The sequence below is a fragment of the Micromonospora sp. LH3U1 genome (assembly GCF_028475105.1).
Classification (GTDB): Bacteria; Actinomycetota; Actinomycetes; order Mycobacteriales; family Micromonosporaceae; genus Micromonospora.
Genome location: NZ_CP116936.1, coordinates 3,882,208 through 3,899,882, shown reverse-complemented (window position 1 = coordinate 3,899,882; position 17,675 = coordinate 3,882,208). Strand labels below are relative to the sequence as shown.

The window sequence follows — 17,675 nt, the reverse complement described above, 5'->3', positions numbered from 1 at the left end:
AGGGACTTTCCCTCTCATTCGGCGCAAACCAACCGTAATGCTGGAGGCTTCTTCGAAGATCTGAGAACTTGTCACGGAACCCGGTCGGGTGATGCGGCGCCGGGTCGGTCAGTTCGGGGCGGGCTGGTCCAGGATGGCGCTGAACCGCTCCTCGGCAAGGTCGAGCTGACCGAAGATGTGCCGCTTCACCGCCAGTGACAACGGCGTGTCCGGCCGGCCGATCAGGTCCCGGAAGAGCGGCACCAGCGGCCGGTACTTCCGGGCCGACGAGACGACCTTCGGCCCGACCGTGTGGATCACCCCCACGCCGTTGTCGGTGAAGTCCGACACCTTGATCACCCGGGCCCAGGGCTCCCGGTCCAGGCTCACCGCCAGGTGCTCCCGGTACTGCGCGTTGCGGTCCCGCTCGGGGTCGTACACCGGGTTGGTGACGGCGGCGACCAGGGTGGCCACCCGCGGCCCGAACCGCGCGGCGAGCGCGGCCAGCGCGGCACCGGTCGGGTCGGCCCCCGGGTCGCCGTCGGCCAACTCGGCCGGGTGGTCCTCCACCGCGTCGTGCAGCAGACCGGCGACGATCACGTCCACGTCACGCACCTGGTAGTGGTGCATCAACCGGATCGCCACCCGCAGCAGGTGATTGAGGTACGGCTCGCGAACGCGTCGGTCGTCACGGTGCAGCTCGGCGGCGAGGTCGAGCGCGGCGGTCAGCCGTGTCCGGGCGGCATCGTCGAACTGCTGGACCTCCAACCGGAAACGTTCCAGCAGGCCCGGTTCGCCGTGGATCTCGGTGATCGCGTGCATCGGCATGCTGCCCAGGTGCGGCGGGAAGTCCATGCGTCACTTATAGCCGATCTTCACCACATCGATGAGCCCGTACGTCGCCGACCCGACCGCAAGTTCCGGCCGACTACCAGAACGGCTCGATGATCACCTGATCACGGTGGCGCCGGCGAGAGGGTCCACCAGGAGGGGGACCAACGGGGCCGGCAGGACCGGGTCGCGGCGCAGGGCGGGCGTCCAGCCCGCGTCGGCCCCGAGGTCGGGATCGTGGGTCGCGTTGTACGCCGCCAGCAGGTCGACCGGTCGTGCCAGGCCGCCGCCCTGGCGCACCCAGGAGCCCCGCTCGGTCAGCGCGGTGCCGCCCCAGTCGTAGAGCAGGTCGGCCGGGTCGACCGTCGCGTCCAGGGTGAAGAAGTTGTTCTGCGCGTAGATCGCCGACTGGACGCCGACGCCGAGCGCGTACTGGAAGTCGTCCCCACCGAGCCGGTAGTGGTTGTTGTAGACGTCGACCTGACCGAAGCGCACCCGGGGCAGCCGTTGCAGGACGCTGTCGAAGAGGTTGTGGTGCAGGGTGACCTTCAGCCGCCCCACGTCCGGTCCGACCGTGTTGGACGAGCCGATCAGCATCAGCTTGTCGCGTCCCGTGAAGCGGTTCCACGACGCGGTGACCAGGCTGGCGGTGTGCGTGATGTCCAATGACCCGTCGTGCACCTGGTACGGCCGGCCGAAGTGGACCGGCTGGGCGCTGTCCGGGTTGTCGCCGTCGGTGAAGGTGTTGTGGTCGACCCAGACGTTCTCGCTGCGGCGTACGGAGATCTGGTCGTACTGGCTGTTCCAGTTGCCGGCCTCGCCGTCGGTCGGTGACCAGGCGGGGAAGCAGTCCCGGGCGTCGACGAAGGTCAGGTTGCGGACGATGACGTTCGACGCCCGGTCGATCATCAGGGTGAGGCCGCTCAGTCGAGCACCCCGCAGCCCTACGATCGTGGTGTTCGGGCCGACGTTCACCTGGGTCTGCCGGGTCTGGTTGGTCACCGAGCGCACCCGGGCCTCCTCCAGTGGCCCGCTCGGTGGCACCCGTCCCCACACCGCCGGGTCGTACGCGGCCAGGTAGGCGTCCAACCCGTACGCCGGGTCGGCCAGCTCGGCGCAGCTCAGCGGCGCACCGTCGGGCCCCTCGAAGCCGTCGATGGCGCCGTCGACGTAGATGAGCTTCGGCGTGGCGTCGGTGGCGTTGCTGGCGTTGTCACCGCCCAGCGCGGCGACCAACTCGGCCCGGCTGTGCACCACCCGGGTCCGTTCGGGGGTGGCCGCCGAGCCGCCGCTGGTGCCGGGGCCCTCGGCCGCCCATCCGTCGCGCTCGGGCAGGGCCTGCCGGCCGAGTTGACGGGCCAACCAGGAGAGCCGATCGGCGGACGGGACGTCGGGGCGGGCAGCGGCGGTGGCCGGGGCGGCACCGAGCAGGAGCGCGATCACCGTAGCGCCGGTGAGGATTCTGCGCATCGACTCTCTCCATTCTGCTATCACGCCAGCTCGGCGCGGTACGCGGCGGCTGCCCACGGCACCGCCAGTTCGCTCGGGAGCGCGCCCCGCGCGGCGGCCCGACGCAGCACGTCGACCACGCCCCGCAGGTGGCGGACCCGGTCCCCGCCTTCGCCCACCGCGGTCACCAGGTCGCCGTCGAGCAGTCGGGGCTCCGGCGCGGCCCGTAACGCGTCCAGCAGCGCGGTGAACGGCGCGGTACGGGCCAGCGGGGCGATCAACGGCACCCCCACCGGGTCGACCCGGTGTGCGAGGAGGTTTTCGAGCAGCCCCTGCCGCCCCGGGACGCGGCGGGTCACCACGTCCCCGGGCAGCCGCAACCGGTCGGTCGGGTACTCCAGCACCGCCTGCCCCGCCGAACCGGTCACCACCACCTCGCCCGCCACGAACTCCTCGGCGGCCAGGGTCACCGCCACCAGCACGGGTGGGCCGGCGCGGAACAGGACCCGCAGCACAGCGGTGTCCTCCACCTCGATCGGCCGGACCCGGTAGCGTTCCACCTCGATCGCGACCGGCCAGGGCGTCGCCCCACCGAGCGCCTCGGCGATCGCCAGGCACTGCATCACCGCGTGCGCGAGCGGGTTGGCCAGCGCGCCGTCCAGCACCGGCCGACCGTTGAGACTCCGTCGACCGGCCCAGGGGGAGCGGGCGTAGTAGGCGTCCGGCCGTTGCCAGGCGGCGACGGTGGAGATGCCGGTGACCGTGCCCAGCCGGCCTGCGGCCAGCGCGTCGGTCAGCGCGGTGAGGGCCGCCGAGCCGAGCGCCTGGAAGCCGACCTGGGCCACCCGGCCGGCGGCGGCCAACGCCCAGGTCAGCTCCTCGTGCTCGGCCAGCGACAGCACCGGCGGCTTCTCCAGCAGCAGGTCCGCACCGGTGGCCAGGGCGTCGCGGGCGATCGCCAGGTGGGTGTGTGGCGGCGTGCAGATCACCACCACCTCCGGCCGGGTGGCCGCGAGCATCACCCGGTGGTCGGTGAACACCTCGACGCCGGGCGGCACCGGCGCCGCCGGATCGTCCTCCACCGGCCGGACGTCGACCAGGGCGACCAGCCGCAACCGTCCGGCGGCGTGCAGCGGCGCGAGCACCCGCCGGTGCCAGCGTCCGTGCCCGTTCGCGCCGATCACCGCCACCCGGGGCGGCGACGTCGGCCCGGTCACCGGGCACCGGCCAGCGCAGGCCCGGTCACCGGGCACCGGCCAGGGTGGCCTCGACGCCGTGCCGTTGCAGCGCGGTCAGCCAGGCGATCACGTCGGCGCGAACCTCGTCGTCCTCGGCCACCTCGACCGGGAAGACGTCGCGCAGCGCGAAGACCGCGTCGACCGCGCCCGCCGGGCTCTGCGTGCCGGCGCCCAGTGCGGCGCGGATCGGCCCGGCCAGTGGGTCCTGGAACGGCAACGGATGCCCGTCGTCGGCGTGGCCCAGCGCGAAACGCAGCCACGCGGCCACCACCAGTGCGCCCCAACGCGCGGAGCGGCCGGCGGCGCGCAGGTCGACGATGGTGTGCAGGACCCGCTGCGGCAGCTTCTGCGAGCCGTCCATCGCCACCTGCAGGGTGCGGTGACGGATCGCCGGGTTACCGAACCGGGCGAGGACCTGCTCGCCGTAGTCGACCACCCGGACCCCGTCCGGCGGGGTGAAGCTGGCCGCGACGTCCTCGGCGATCAGCCGACGCAGCACGTCGCCCAGGTGCGGGATCTCCAGCGCGTCGGCGATCGTCTCCCGACCGGCCAACGCACCCAGGTACGCCACGGCCGAGTGCACGCCGTTGAGAGCGCGCAGCTTCAACCGCTCCCACGGGCCGGCGTCGTCGGTGAGCACCGCCCCGGCGTGCTCCCAGCCCGGCCGGCCACCGGGGAAGTCGTCCTCGATCACCCACTGCGCGTACGGCTCGGCGGCCACCGCTGCCAGGTCGGTCACGCCGAGCGCCCGGCCTGCCGCCTCGATCGTCTCCGGCGTGCTGGCCGGCACGATCCGGTCCACCATGGTGCCCGGGCAGGTGACGTTGCCGGCCACCCACTCGACCAGCCCGGCGGGCACTCCGGAGGCCCGGCCGACCGCCTGGTCCAGCATTCCGCGCAGTCGTCGGCCGTTGGCTGGGAGGTTGTCGCAGCTGACCAGAGCCACCGGCCCGGCGTCCGCGGCGGCCCGGGCGGCCAGCCCGCGCAGCAACAGCCCCGGCACGGTGCTCGGCGGACGGCCACCGGCCAGGTCCGCGGCGAGCGCCGAATCCGGGGACAACCGACCGGTCACCGGGTCGAGTTGGTACGCCTTCTCGGTGACGGTCAGCGTCACCACCCGCACCGCCGGGTCGGCGAGCAACGCCACCACGGCGTCCGGGTCGCTGGCCGCGTGCCGTACCCCGCTCAGGGCGCCCACCACCCGGGTGGCGCTGCCGGCGGCGGAGAGGGTGCTGACGCTGAACAGGTTGTCCTGCGCGGTGAGCGCCTCGACCATGGCGGTGCTGCGCGGGGCGACGGCCACGATGCCCCAGTCGCCGCCGGCCGCGCCGATCGCCGCCTCGGTGTAGACGGCCTGGTGCGCCCGGTGGAACGCGCCCAACCCCAGATGCACGACACCGGCCGGCACGGTCCCCGGGCGGATCAGGGGACGGGCCTCGGCGGGCAGCCGGCGCAGCATGCCCAGGCCGAGCCGGGAGGCGCCGACGGTCACCGCCACGCCGGACCGTCCGGGAAGCGGAACTCGGCGATCGACGCCGGCTTCATGGTGGCGCTGTAACCGGGCCGCTCCGGCAGCAGGTAGCGGCCCCCGCGGGTCCGCACCGGATCGACGAAGTGCTCATGCAGGTGGTCGACGTACTCGATCATCCGACCGTCCAGGCCGGTGCCCACCCGCAGGTAGTCGAAGATCGCCAGGTGCTGGACGTACTCGCAGAGGCCGACACCACCGGCGTGCGGGCACACCGGCACCCCGAACTTCGCCGCCAGCAACAGCTCGGCCAGGACCTCGTTGACGCCGCCGACCCGACACGCGTCGACCTGCATCACGCCGATCGCCTCGGCCTGCAACAGCTGCTTGAAGATCACCCGGTTGGCCGCCACCTCACCGGTCGCCACTCGACACCGGCCGTCGGTCAGCTCGCGCACCGCGCGGGCGATCCGGGCGTGCCCGAGGATGTCGTCGGCGTGGGTCGGCTCCTCGATCCAGTACGGATCCACCTCGGCCAGCGTGGCCATCGCCGAGATTGCCTCGTCGACGTCCCAAACCTGGTTGGCGTCCATCATCAACAGCGCGTCCGGGCCGATCTCCTCCCGGATGATCCGAGCCCGACGCAGGTCGTCCGCGAGCGGGCCGCCGACCTTCATCTTCACCGCCCGCCAGCCGTCGTCGTACGCCTGCCGGGTCAGCGCGCGCACCTTGTCGTCCGGGTAGCCGAGCCAGCCGACCGAGGTGGTGTACGAGGGGAAGCCGTCACGTTCCAGCGTGGCCAACCGGTCGGCCAGCCCGTCGCGCCCCTTGTCGAGGATGGCGGCCGCGTCGGCCGGCGTGAGCGCGTCGGTGATGTGCCGGAAGTCGACGCTGGCCACCAACTCGTCGGTGGGCAGTTCGGCGAGGAACCGCCACATCGGCTTGCCGGCCAGGGTGGCCCGCAGGTCCCAGACCGCGTTGACCAGCGCCCCGGTCGCCATGTGGATGACGCCCTTCTCGGGGCCCAGCCAGCGCAGCTGCACGTCGGCGCTGAGCGAGCGCCAGAACGCCACCGGCTCGGCCGCGATCTCCTCGATCGTGCGCCCCCGCACGTGGTGGGCCAGCGCGTGGACCGCCGCGCAGGTGATCTCGTTGCCCCGGCCGTTGGTGAAGGTGAACCCCGCGCCGGCCGGCCCGGCGTCGGTGCCCAGCTCCACGTACGTCGCCGAGTAGTCACCGCGGTTGATCGCGTCGGAGCCGTCGCCCCGGGCGGCGGTCGGGAACCGCACGTCGTGCACCTCGACCGAGGTGATGGTCACCGTCACTGAGCCTGCCTTTCGTTCGTGACTGCGGGGCTCCGCTGCGCTGCACTCCTCGCGCTCACCGGTCAGCCCGCCCAAAGTTGAAGACCCGCTTGGGTAGCCGGTACGCCAGGTCGACGATGGTCTCGGCCGCCTCGTCCATCGGCAGCCGGCGCTCGGCGACGAGCCGGGCCAGGAAGCCGGCGTCCACCCGGCGGGCCACGTCGTGGCGTACCGGGATGGAGCAGAACGCCCGGGTGTCGTCGACGAACCCGGTGGTGTTGTAGAAACCGGCGCTCTCGGTGACCGTCTCCCGGAACCGGCGCAGCACCTCGGGGGAGTCCAGGAACCACCAGGGCGCGCCGAGCAGCAGCGCCGCGTACCCACCCGCGAGGGGCGCCAGCTCCCGGGTGAACGTGTCCTCGTCGAGGGTGTAGAGCACCACCCGCAGCCGCGGGTCGTTGCCGTAACGCTCCAGCAGCGGGGCGAGCGCGTGCACGTACTCGGTTGCCTGTGGGATGTCGCCGCCGACGTCGCGGCCGTGCCGGGCGTGCAGCCAGCGGTTGTGGTTGCGTACCGCGCCGGGGTGCAGCTGCATGACCAGGCCGTCGTCGAGGGACATCCGGGCGAACTCCACGAGCATGTGCGCCCGGAACGCCTCCGCGTCGGCGGCGTCGGCCGCGCCGCGCCGGCCCCGGTCGTACAGCCGCTCGGCCTCCTCCGGTGCCAGGTCCAGCGTGCGCGCTGTGGGGTGGCCGTGGTCCGACGACGTCGCGCCGGCGGCGATGAACGCGGCGCGCCGGGCCCGCAGCGCGGCCAGGTAGCCGGCGTACGTGCCGGTGTCCTCGCCGGCCAGCTCACCGAGACGGTCCACGTTGGTCGACCAACCCTCGAACTCCATGTCCACCACGTCGTCCGGGCGGAACGTGGTGACCACCCGGCCGCCCGGCCCACCCCAGCCGTCGGCGGCGAGCTTGGCGTGCTGGCCGAGGTCGTCCAGTGGCGACTCGGTGGTGGCCAGCACCTCGATGCCGAACCGCTCGAACAGCGCCCTGGGGCGGAAGCCCGGCTCGGCGAGTCGGGCCGCGATCTCGTCGTACAGGGTGTCGGCGGTGGCCGGGCCGAACGGGGTCTGCACCCCGAACACGGTGCGGAAGGTCTGCTCCAGCCAGAGCCGCGACGGGGTGCCCCGGAAGAGGTGCCAGTGCGCGGCGAAGCGTCGCCAGATCACCCGGCCGTCGGTCTCCACCGGGCTGCCGTCGCGGGTGGGCACGCCCAGTTCCGCCGGGGGTACGCCCTGGCTGAGCAGCATCCGGGTCAGGTAGTGGTCGGGCACGATGAGCAGCTGCGCCGGGTCCGGGAAGGGGCGGTCCTCGGCGAGCAGGGCCGGGTCGACGTGCCCGTGCGGCGAGATGATGGGTTGCGCCGCGGCCAGCGCGTACAGCTCCCGGGCCAGCGCGCGCTGGCCGGGTTCGGGCGGCAGGAGCAGGTCGGTGTGGTCGAACGTCGGCACGGGGATGGGCTCCTCGTCTCCTGTGTCAGCGGGGGGTGAGCAGGTCGGCGACCCGGACCGGTTGACCGGTCTCGAAGGACCGGTTGGCGGCCAGGCCGGTGAGCAGGGCCAACGCGCCGTCATCGGCGGTCGCGGCGCGGTCCAGCGGGTCGGGTTGGCCGCCGAAGAGCACGCCGGTCATCCGGGCGTCCGCGCCCCCGTGCCCGTGCCGGGTCCGACCCTCGACCGGGATCTGCTGGGGCGGCGCCCAGAACGGGCGCAGGGTGAGCGTCGCACCACCGCCCTCGGCCGGCGCCTCGGTGCCGTGCAGGGCGGCGCCCTTGACCGCACCGGCGGTGCCCCGGTCGACGAAGTCGTTCTCGGTGACCTCCAGCTCCAGCCGGCCCCGGCTGCCGTTGACCATCACCCGGTAGCCCTCCCAGGGGGCGTACGCCGTCAGGTGGTAGGTCATCGTGGCGCCGGTGGAGTAGCGGGCGAGCACCGCCATGTCGTCCTCGATGCTCACCCCGGGGGCGAAGACGTTGCGGTCGCGCTGGTAGCCGTCCTCGGCCTCGGCGTCGAGGTACAGCTCGCGCAGCCGGGGGTGCGCGTCCAGCCGCAACGCGAACGGGTCGTCGACCGCGGCGGGGGAGCCGTGTGCCCGGTCGTAGTCGCGGGCGTAGCCGTGCCGGCGGCCGCTCTCGCCGTAGAAGAAGAGCCGGCCGGCCGCGTACACCTCGACGGGGGTGGCGGCCAGCCACCAGTTGACCAGGTCGAAGTGGTGGCTGGCCTTGTGCACCATCAGCCCACCGGAGGTGGCCTTCTCGCGGTGCCAGCGGCGGAAGTAGTCGGCACCGTGGCGGACGTCGAGCAGCCACTCGAAGTGCACCGAGCCGATCTCGCCGACCGCGCCCTCGGCGAGCAGCCGGCGGACCTGTTCGTGCAACGGGTTGTAGCGGTAGTTGAACGCGACCGTCACCCGACCGCCGGTCTCGGTGACCGCGTCCAGGATGCGTCGACAGCGCGGCGCGTCCACGGTCATCGGCTTCTCGGTGACGACCTCGCGGCCGGCGCGCAGCGCGACCACCACGTACTCGTCGTGGGTGACGTCCACGCTGGTGACGAGGACGACGTCGACGCGTTCCTTGTCCAGCATGGCGGCGAAGTCGGCGGCCGGGTACGTGGGCAGCGGACGGTGGCCCAGCTCGGACAGCCAGCGGTTGTGCGCATCCATCCGGGCCTGGTTGACGTCGGCGAAGGCGACCAGTTCGGCGGTGTCGGCGTGGTCGAGCACCAGGGCCCGGACGAACATCTCCGCCCGCGCGCCGGTGCCCACGACGGCGTACCGGACCCGGCCGTCGGCTCTCGGTGACATACGGTCGCCTCCCCGATGATCCTGCAAAGGTTTGCAGTGAAGTAATCACGATCGATCCGATCGCGTCAACGACGACACCACAATCGGTGGTAAATGTCAGTGTTTGCGGGGCAGCAGATCACCAAGGGGAGCGTGGACGCAACGAAGCCGTAACCATTCACCGTTGACACTGGAGCAACCGTTTGCATTAATGGGCCACACCCACGTGACCGCCGCCACATCGGACGAAGGGGCCGCCGTGCCAGTCACCATCCGGGACGTCGCCCGAGCGTCCGGTGTGCACATCTCCACCGTGTCCCGCACGTTCTCCGCTCCACACCTGGTCAACCCGGAGACCCGGGTCCGGGTGCTGGCGTGTGCGGAGGACCTGGGCTACCGGCCGAACCGGGCCGCCCGGGCCCTGATCACCGGTCGTACGCACAACATCGGGCTGATCATCGCGGACATCGCGAACCCGTTCTTCCCGCCGCTGATCAAAGCGGCGGAGAGTCAGGCCCGGCACCGCGACTACCACGTCTTCGTGGCCGACACCAACGAGGACCCGACCGTCGAGGAGGAGCTGGTCCACGCGCTGGCCAAACAGGTGGACGGGGTGCTGCTGTGCAGTCCTCGGATGAGCAACAGCCTGATCGAGCAGCTCAGCCGCGAGGTGCCGCTGGTGGTGGTGAACCGCCAGGTGACCGGCCTGCCCTGCGTGCTGATGGACGTCGGGCAGGGTGCCCGGGCGGCTATCGAGCACCTGGTCGGCCTGGGTCACCGCAGCATCGCGCTGCTCGGTGGCCCGCGCAGCTCCTGGACCAACCGGGAGATGCGCCGAGCCGCCGGCACGGCCGCCCGAGCTGGCGGCGCGGAGTTGACCGTGCTCGGCCCGAACCCGCCCACCGAGATCGGCGGCTCGGCCGCCGCCGAGCAGGTGCGGCGCAGCGGTGCGTCGGCCGTGCTCGCCTACAACGACCTGATGGCGATCGGCCTCATCGAAGGGCTGGACGCGCTCGGGGTCCGGGTGCCGCAGGAGGTGAGTGTCGTCGGGGTCGACGACATCGCCCTGAGCCGGCTCACCCGCCCCAAACTGACGACGGTGGCCACACCCACCGGGGCCGCCGGCCGGACGGCCGTCGACATGCTGCTGCAACAGGGCATCGAGTCACCGCGCGGTGCGCGGGGGTCCGGTGCCGGCACGGCGCTCGGCGTTCGTCGTACCACCGCACAGGTAATGCTGCAGACCGACCTGGTCATCCGCGACTCGACCGGCCCGGGCCCGTACGCCCGACCGGCACGTCCCCTGACCGCGCCGCAAAGCCCGGACCCGCATTGCCCTGCGGGCCCGGGCATCCCGACCGCGGCCACCGGTGACGCCGTCGCCTCCTAATGCCGAGGAGTGAGCGCACATGCACCCCGCAACGCCCCCCACCACTGACGCGCCCGTCGGGCGCACCCACCGTACCGCGCTGCCTCGGCGGCGCCTGCTGCGCGGCCTGCTCGCCGTGACCGTCGCCGCGCCGCTGATGTTCGGGGCCGCGGCCTGCGGAGACGACGACGGCGCCGCCGACCCGAACGCGCCGGTCAAGCTCTCCATCTTCTGGTGGGGCGGCGACGCCCGCGCCAAGTTGACCGAGGACGCGCTGGCCCTCTACACCAAGAAGCACCCGAACGTGACCTTCGAGAAGACCTGGCAGGCCAACCAGGGCTACTTCGACAAGCTGGCCACGCTCACCGCCGGCGGCAACCCGCCGGACCTCTTCCAGATCGACGACAACTACCTCGCCGAGTACGCGGCCCGCAACACCACGCTCGACCTCACCTCGTACCAGAAGTCCGGAAAGTTGGACACCTCCAAGTTCCCCGAGAGCCTCTGGCAGTACGGCGTGGTCGACGGCAAGCTCGCCGGGCTGGCTGCCGGGGAGAACACCCAGGGCCTGGTCTACAACAAGACGCTGCTGACCAAGAACAACCTGCCCGAGCCGACCACCGGGATGTCGTGGGAGCAGCACATCGCCTGGGCCGAGCAGGTCACCGCCAAGACCAAGGTGCCCGGCACCCAGGACCCGAGCGCTGACTACAAGGCGTTCTGGGTCTGGCTGCGCCAGCAGGGCAAGGACCTCTACAAGGGCAAGGAACTGGGCTTCACCGCCGAGGACGTGACCACGTGGTTCGACCTGTGGAAGGGCGCCCGGGACCGGAAGGCCACCCCGACGGCCGACGTCATCCACGAGGGCAACTCCAGCGACATCACCAAGCAGTTGGTGGTCACCGGCAAGTCGGCGACCTCCTGGGTCTGGGCCAACCAGATGCCCGACCTGAAGAAGAACACCAAGGACGAGCTGGGTGTCGTCGCCTACCCCGGTGACCCGAGCGCGCAGTGGGCCCGGGCCTCGATGTACTGGTCGGTGTTCAAGGGCAGCAAGAACAAGGACGTCGCGGTCGACGTGATCAACTTCCTGAACAACGACCAGGAGGTGGTCAAACTGCTCGGCACCGACCGCGGTCTGCCGTCCAACCTGGACCTGCGCCGGGTGGTCAGCGACGACGCCACCGACCCGGCCATGAAGCAGTCCATCGCCGTCGAGGCGGAGCTGACCCAGAAGTTCGGCACGTCACCGCAGGTGCCGATCAAGGGGCACAGCAAGGTCAAGTCCGAGCTGATCAAGGCCGCCGAGAACGCGCAGTACGGCCGGGCCACGCCCGCCCAGGCCGCCGCCCAGTTCATCGAAGCGTGCAAGTCCGCCATCGCCTGACCGCCCCACCAGGCGAGGAGAGGAGCTGTTCGTGGCGTTGACCACGGCGCCCGACCCGACCCGACGCGGCCCCGGATCCGTCCGGGCCCATGCCGAGAGGCGTAGGCCCGGACGCTTCCGGCACAGCGAAGGTCTGGCGGGGTACGTCTTCCTGTCGCCGTGGCTCATCGGCCTGATGGGTGTCACGGCGGTCCCCATGCTGTTGTCGCTCTATTTGAGCTTCACCAACTACGACATCCTCACCCCCTTCTCCGAGGTGGAGTGGGTGGGGTTGGCCAACTACGAACGGATGTTCACCGCCGACCCGTCGTACTGGCACGCGGTGCGGGTGACCCTGACCTTCGCCCTGATCGCCGTGCCGCTGAAGCTGGCCGCGGCGCTCGGCGTGGCGCTGCTGCTCAACCGCGCCTGGCGTGGGGTCGGGCTGTTCCGCGGGTTGTTCTACCTGCCGTCGCTGCTCGGCGGCAGCGTCGCGCTGGCCATCGTCTGGGTCAACATGTTCAACCGCGACGGCGCGTTCAACTCGCTGCTGAGCCTCTTCGGGATTCAGGGCAAGCCCTGGGTCAACGACCCGGACTGGGCCCTGGAGACGCTGATGGTGCTGGCCATCTGGCAGTTCGGCGCACCGATGGTGATCTTCCTGGCCGGCCTCAAGCAGGTGCCCACCGAGCTGTACGAGGCCGCCTCGGTCGACGGCGCCGGCCGGTTCCGCCAGTTCCGCAACGTCACCCTGCCGATGCTCTCCCCGGTGATCTTCTTCAACCTGGTGCTGGAGACGATCAACGGCTTCCAGGGCTTCACCGCCGCGTTCGTGCTCAGCAACGGCACCGGCGGCCCGGTCGACTCCACCCTGATGTACACGCTGAACCTCTACATCACCGGCTTCACCGACCTCAACATGGGCTACGCCTCGGCGATGGCCTGGGTGTTCCTGCTCGCCATCGCGGTGATCACCGCGATCTTCTTCAGCACCGGGCGGTTCTGGGTGCACTACTCCGACGGTGAGGACCGGTGATGGTGACGGCGACCCCGACGGCCGACGCGCCCACCGGAGCAGCGCCGACCACGCGTCGCCGGCCCGGCGGTCGGTCGGTGCTGCGGCTGCTCATCCTGGTGGCGATCGTCGCCGTGGTGCTCTACCCGCTGATCTGGATGATCGGCACCTCGATGAAGTCCCAGGAGGAGATCGTCAACAACGTCGGGCTGCTGCCCGAGCGGTTCACCCCGGGCAACTACACAGCCGGCTGGTCCAACTTCGACGTCAGCTTCGGTCGGTTCTTCCTCAACAGCGCGATGGTCAGTCTGCTCACCGTCGTCGGCAACGGGCTCTCCTGCCTGCTGGCCGCGTACGCCTTCGCCCGGCTGCGGTTCCGCCTGCGGGGCATGTGGTTCGCCGTCATGATCGGCACGCTGCTGCTGCCCCAACACGTGCTGATCGTGCCGCAGTACATCCTGTTCCGGACGCTCGGGCTGGTCGGCGGCGAGTGGCCGTACCTGCCGCTGCTCATCCCGCAGTTCCTGGCCACCGAGGCGTTCTTCGTCTTCCTGATGGTGCAGTTCATGCGGGGCGTCCCACGCGAGCTGGACGAGGCGGCCCGGATCGACGGCGCCGGCCCGTTCGGCATCTTCCGGCACATCATCCTGCCGCTGAGCCGTCCCGCGCTGGTCACCACCGCGATCTTCTCGTTCATCTGGACCTGGAACGACTTCTTCCGGCAACTGGTCTTCCTGTCCCAACTGGAGGACTACACCGTGCCGGTCGCGCTGACCCTGTTCATCGACTCGACGAGCCAGAGCGCGGTCGGACCGATGTTCGCCATGTCGGTGCTGTCGCTGCTGCCGGTCTTCCTGTTCTTCGTCGCGTTCCAGCGGATGCTCGTCGAGGGGATCAACACCAGTGGCATCAAGGGGTGAGCCCGTCGAGACCGGCGGGCGGCGGGACTGGCGCGACGTCGCCCGCGACGCCGCCGACCTGGCGCTGCTCGGCATCCTGCTGACGCTGGCGGCGGCGCCCTGTTCACCGCCGCCGCGGCGGCGGGCACGGCCAGCGCGGCGGTGCACGACTGGGCGCGTACCGGCAGTTGGCCGTCGGCGCGGGCCACCGTGCGCCGGTTCGGCCGCTCGGTGCTGCCCGGCGTGCCGGTCAGCCTGCTCACGCTCACCGTGGCCGGGCTGCTCGCCGCCGACCTGGCGGCGCTGGCCACCGGCCGGGTGCCGGGCGGCTCGCCCGCGCTGCTGGTGACCGTACTTGTCGCGGCCGGCCTCACCGGATACGCGGGGCTGGTCGTCGTCGAGGTGGGCGGCAACGGGGGCGGGCGGTGGCGGGCGGCGGCCCGGTCCGCCGCCCGGGCCTGCCTCGACGCGCCCGCCCGCTGGGCCGCGCTCACCGGGGTGACGGTGCTGGCCGGGCTGCTCGCCGTCCTGGTCACCCCGGTCGCGGTGCCGATCCTCGCCGGATACACCGTGGCCGCCCTGCACGCCGTCGTCGGCCGGCCTGCCCGCGCCGCCAGCCGCCGCCGGCCGGCCCATGACGGTGTCGCCGGACGCCGGCCAGCCTCTGCCCGCGCCGCCAGCCGTCGCCGGCCGGTCCGTGCCCGCGCCGCCGGCCGTCGCCGGCCGGTCCCTGCCCACCCGGAGTTGCCGTGAGCGTGGGGCGCGCGGCCGACCTCGCCGGCGAGCCGGCGCGGCTGTCGGTCGACGGGACTGAGGTGGCCCGGTACGTGCTCGACCCGGCGTTGGACGCGCGGCACGGGCCCCGGCCGTACCTGCACCCGGTGCGCACCCTCGGCGGGACGGTGGTCACCGACGAGCTGCCCGCCGACCACGTGTGGCACCTCGGCGCGTCCCTGGCCGTGCAGGACGTCAACGGCACCAATCTCTGGGGCGGGCGCACCTACGTCCGCGACGTCGGTTACACCTGGCGCGACGACCACGGCGTCATCGCGCACACCGGGGAGGTCGAGCGCTCCCCGGGCCGGTACGCGCACGATCTCCAGTGGCGCGACCGAGCCGGCCAGGTGCTGCTGACCGAGCGGCGGTGGCTCGCCGCGTCGGTGGTCGCGTCGGGCGCCTGGCGGCTCGACCTGGATACCGTCCTGACCGCCCCGGCCGATCGAGAGGTGCGCCTGGGAAGCCCGGCCACCAACGGCCGCCCGGGCGGGGCCGGCTACGGCGGGTTCTTCTGGCGGGCTGCCGCCGACGGCGAATCGGCGGTGTTCACCGCCGACGCCGCCGGGGAGGAGACGGTCAACGGCAGCGCGGCGCCGTGGCTCGCGCTGACCGCAGCCGGGCCGGGCGGCGGGGCGTACACCCTGGTTTTCGCCGGCCTCGGCCGGGGCGACCGGTGGTTCGTGCGGACCGGGATGTATCCGGGGGTCTGCGTGGCGTTCGCGTTCGACCGCCCTGCCGTGGTGCCGGCCGGCGAGAGCCGGCACGGCCGGTACACGGTGGTGGTGGCCGACGGAATCCTCGACCGGGACCGGGCCGCCGCGCTGGTCGGGACGGCGCCGTGACTCCCGCGTGTACGCCCCGACGGGCCGGGCGGTGCACTCAGCGGGACCGGTCGGTCAGCTCACGGACCGCCACCTGGTACGCGGCCTGGCTGTGGTACGGCCAGTGCCGTTCGATCGGAGGTGGCACGGTGTCCGCCGGGTCGATGGTCAGGCTGCGGGGATCACGGAGCCGGATGTCGACGTCTCCGGCCGCTGGGTCGGCGCAGGGCGGCCCAGCGTCCGGGGCGCGGGGAAAGATCGGCCCGCCGATCGGATCGGTGTCCCGCCACAGGTTGCGCCATCGCCACCCGACCCGCCCGCCCAGGTCGCAGAGCGTCTCCGGTCCCAGGTACGCCGGATAGAGCCGGGCGTAGGTGCGCCGCAGCGGTGAGCCGTAGGTCAACAGCGAGACCCTGGCCAGCACGGACGGCGGCAGTTGCAGGATGGTGGCGGCGGCGAGCACCGAGCCGTGGCTGTGGCCGGAGAGGACCACCGGCCCTCGCGCGGTGAGTCCGGTGATCCGTTTCGCCAGTTCTGGGACGGCGCGGGCGGCATAGCAGGGCGGCGCGAACGGGTGGACCGTGCGGGGCCAGAAGGTGCCGAGGTCCCCCAGCACCGCCACCACCCGCCGGGTCTGGGACGACCGGTACGAGCGGAAACCGAGCACCATGAGGCAGATGACCAGGAGGCTGATCACCCAGACACCCACGTCGGTGACGTAGGCGGCGAGCACGGCGAATTCGCCACCGTGTCGACCGAGCCGGGCGGCGAGCTGGGTGGGACCGATCCCGATCACGTCGAATGCGACGGTGGCCAGTCCGAGTGACGCGATAACCAGGAACGCGATCAGCACCGGCCCGAGTTCCTCGGTGATCCGGGACCGGGCGATGGTCTCCCGGACCAGGCCCAGCCGGCCCGCGTCCTCCGCCGGCACATCCGGGTAGTCCCGTTCGATGATGCGCGCTGCCAGCCGGCGTCGCCGCCGCCGGCTCATCAGGAGGGTCGCAGAGGTCACCGCCGTGCCGATCAGCAACGCGGCGAGCCCGGCGAGCGCGGCCCACCAGTAGGCGACCGGCGGCTCCAGCGGGCCGACGATCGGCGGGTTGGGTCGGATCGGGTCGGGGATGTCGCCGTGGTCGAGGGCGTCGGCGACGCGATAGACCAGGGTCGCGGTGAAGGCCGCACCGACGCTCACCGCCGCCGCTGCCATGATCGGGGTTCCGAGCCCGCGCAGGAAGGGTTGGTCCTCGCTCCGAGCATGACGATGGCTGTAGGTGACGACGGTGAGCACCACGAGCAGGACACCCTGTGCGGCGACCACCCCGGCGGCAGCGCCCTCGTACCCGGGCAGTTTGCCCAAGCCGGACGGCGCCGCGCCCGCGAGCGTGGCGGACCCGAGGCACAGCGCGCTCACCCCCACGGTGGCCGCCCACAGAGGGCGCAGGAACCGGCGGGCCCCCGCCGGGCCGGCCGGCACGGGTAGGCAGAGCAGGACCACGTTGAACACGAGCAGCCCGACGGCCACGCCGACCAGCGCGACCTGACCGGGCGCGCCGACCCCGCCCGGTGAGACGCCGGCGAGCAGGGCGACGTTCAGCGTCCCGATGCCGAGCGCCACGTGGATCTGACGCAGCCAACCGATGGTCTGCTCGTCGTGCCAGAAGCCGGCGTCGGCGAGGTTCTCGGTCCGGCCGCCGACGGGCGGCTGCGCCGATGGAGGACCGAACCCCTCGAAGGCCCGCGCCGACCGGGTGCCGATGGCCCAGACGACCCGCAGTGCCAGCAGTGGGACGACCGACAGCAGTGCCAGCCGGGGGCCGGACGGGAGCGCGTAGAGCCAGGCCAGGTAGGGGCGGCTGGCCCGGCACCCGGCGTACGGCACGCACTGCCAGCCGACGAGGTCCAGGGTGACGCCGACGATCGCCAGCACGAACGTGGCCGTGAGGGTGCCGGCGAGCAGGCGGCACAGCATGCTGAGCAGCCCCCACCGGTCGCGTCCCGGCGGTCGTAGCCAGATCGCGAGGTTGCTCAGCATGAAGGGCAGCAACAGCAACATCGAGGCCGTCCGTACCGCCGTCCCGGCGGTCAGCGAACCCCAGCGGTACGCCTCGACGGCGACCCCGGCCGTGGCCCCGCCGGCGGTGCCGCTCCCCGGCCGGGGCCGGAAGAAGCCCGCGCGCGCGTCCCCCGCGACGCGGACCACGATCGGGTGGTCGAGGATCCGTTCCGCGGTGACTCCGGAGATGCCGTGTACGCGCAGCTCCACGGCGTCGCGCTCCGGCGTCCTCTCCACGCCGTCAGGGTCACAGACAATCC

14 protein-coding genes are annotated in these 17,675 nt (G+C 72.3%); 6 read left to right on the top strand and 8 right to left on the bottom strand.

What is annotated here, in order from left to right:
- Positions 1–108: 108 nt before the first annotated feature.
- The 7 genes from PCA76_RS17895 to PCA76_RS17865 all read right to left on the bottom strand — a co-directional run bounded on the left by PCA76_RS17895 (position 109) and on the right by PCA76_RS17865 (position 9,133).
- Positions 109–834 carry an HD domain-containing protein gene (locus PCA76_RS17895; RefSeq protein ID WP_272611575.1) on the bottom strand — a complete coding sequence of 242 codons (726 nt, stop codon included), beginning with the start codon at positions 832–834 and terminating at the stop codon, positions 109–111.
- Positions 835–927: 93 nt separating this feature from the next.
- Entirely contained in the window at positions 928–2,280 is a 1,353-nt protein-coding gene (locus PCA76_RS17890) for a pectate lyase family protein (RefSeq protein ID WP_272611574.1), read from the bottom strand.
- A 20-nt stretch (positions 2,281–2,300) separates the two neighbouring features.
- Positions 2,301–3,476 carry a Gfo/Idh/MocA family protein gene (locus PCA76_RS17885; RefSeq protein WP_272611572.1) on the bottom strand — a complete coding sequence of 392 codons (1,176 nt, stop codon included), beginning with the start codon at positions 3,474–3,476 and terminating at the stop codon, positions 2,301–2,303.
- 25 nt (positions 3,477–3,501) lie between these two features.
- On the bottom strand, positions 3,502–4,995 hold the full coding sequence (locus PCA76_RS17880) for a mannitol dehydrogenase family protein (protein ID WP_272611571.1): 1,494 nt from the start codon (positions 4,993–4,995) through the stop codon (positions 3,502–3,504).
- On the bottom strand, positions 4,986–6,290 hold the full coding sequence (locus PCA76_RS17875) for an enolase C-terminal domain-like protein (protein ID WP_272611570.1): 1,305 nt from the start codon (positions 6,288–6,290) through the stop codon (positions 4,986–4,988). The genes PCA76_RS17880 and PCA76_RS17875 overlap by 10 nt, the downstream gene beginning before the upstream one ends.
- Before the next feature lie 55 nt (positions 6,291–6,345).
- A complete protein-coding gene (uxaC, locus tag PCA76_RS17870; RefSeq protein WP_272611569.1) occupies positions 6,346–7,779 on the bottom strand; it encodes a glucuronate isomerase in 1,434 nt (477 codons plus the stop codon).
- A 25-nt stretch (positions 7,780–7,804) separates the two neighbouring features.
- Positions 7,805–9,133, bottom strand: a complete 1,329-nt coding sequence (locus PCA76_RS17865; RefSeq protein WP_272611568.1) for a Gfo/Idh/MocA family protein — start codon at positions 9,131–9,133, stop codon at positions 7,805–7,807.
- Between the two features lie 238 nt (positions 9,134–9,371).
- Between PCA76_RS17865 and PCA76_RS17860 the strand changes: the two genes are divergently transcribed.
- The 6 genes from PCA76_RS17860 (at position 9,372) to PCA76_RS17835 (ending at position 15,380) form a co-directional block, all read left to right on the top strand.
- Complete coding sequence (locus tag PCA76_RS17860) at positions 9,372–10,502, top strand: LacI family DNA-binding transcriptional regulator (protein WP_272611567.1); 1,131 nt, start codon at positions 9,372–9,374, stop codon at positions 10,500–10,502.
- Between the two features lie 19 nt (positions 10,503–10,521).
- Complete coding sequence (locus PCA76_RS17855) at positions 10,522–11,868, top strand: ABC transporter substrate-binding protein (protein ID WP_272611566.1); 1,347 nt, start codon at positions 10,522–10,524, stop codon at positions 11,866–11,868.
- Between the two features lie 31 nt (positions 11,869–11,899).
- Positions 11,900–12,883 (top strand): carbohydrate ABC transporter permease, encoded by a 984-nt coding sequence (locus PCA76_RS17850; protein ID WP_272611565.1) that lies wholly within the window; start codon positions 11,900–11,902, stop codon positions 12,881–12,883.
- Entirely contained in the window at positions 12,883–13,782 is a 900-nt protein-coding gene (locus PCA76_RS17845; protein ID WP_272611564.1) for a carbohydrate ABC transporter permease, read from the top strand. Before PCA76_RS17850 ends, PCA76_RS17845 begins: the two co-directional genes overlap by 1 nt.
- A 141-nt stretch (positions 13,783–13,923) precedes the next feature.
- Positions 13,924–14,514 carry a hypothetical protein gene (locus PCA76_RS17840; RefSeq protein ID WP_272611563.1) on the top strand — a complete coding sequence of 197 codons (591 nt, stop codon included), beginning with the start codon at positions 13,924–13,926 and terminating at the stop codon, positions 14,512–14,514.
- A complete protein-coding gene (locus tag PCA76_RS17835; RefSeq protein ID WP_272611562.1) occupies positions 14,511–15,380 on the top strand; it encodes a PmoA family protein in 870 nt (289 codons plus the stop codon). The genes PCA76_RS17840 and PCA76_RS17835 overlap by 4 nt, the downstream gene beginning before the upstream one ends.
- A gap of 37 nt (positions 15,381–15,417) precedes the next feature.
- On the opposite strand, the gene PCA76_RS17830 is transcribed toward PCA76_RS17835, so the two are convergent.
- A complete protein-coding gene (locus tag PCA76_RS17830) occupies positions 15,418–17,652 on the bottom strand; it encodes a hypothetical protein (protein ID WP_272611561.1) in 2,235 nt (744 codons plus the stop codon).
- Positions 17,653–17,675: the final 23 nt, after the last annotated feature.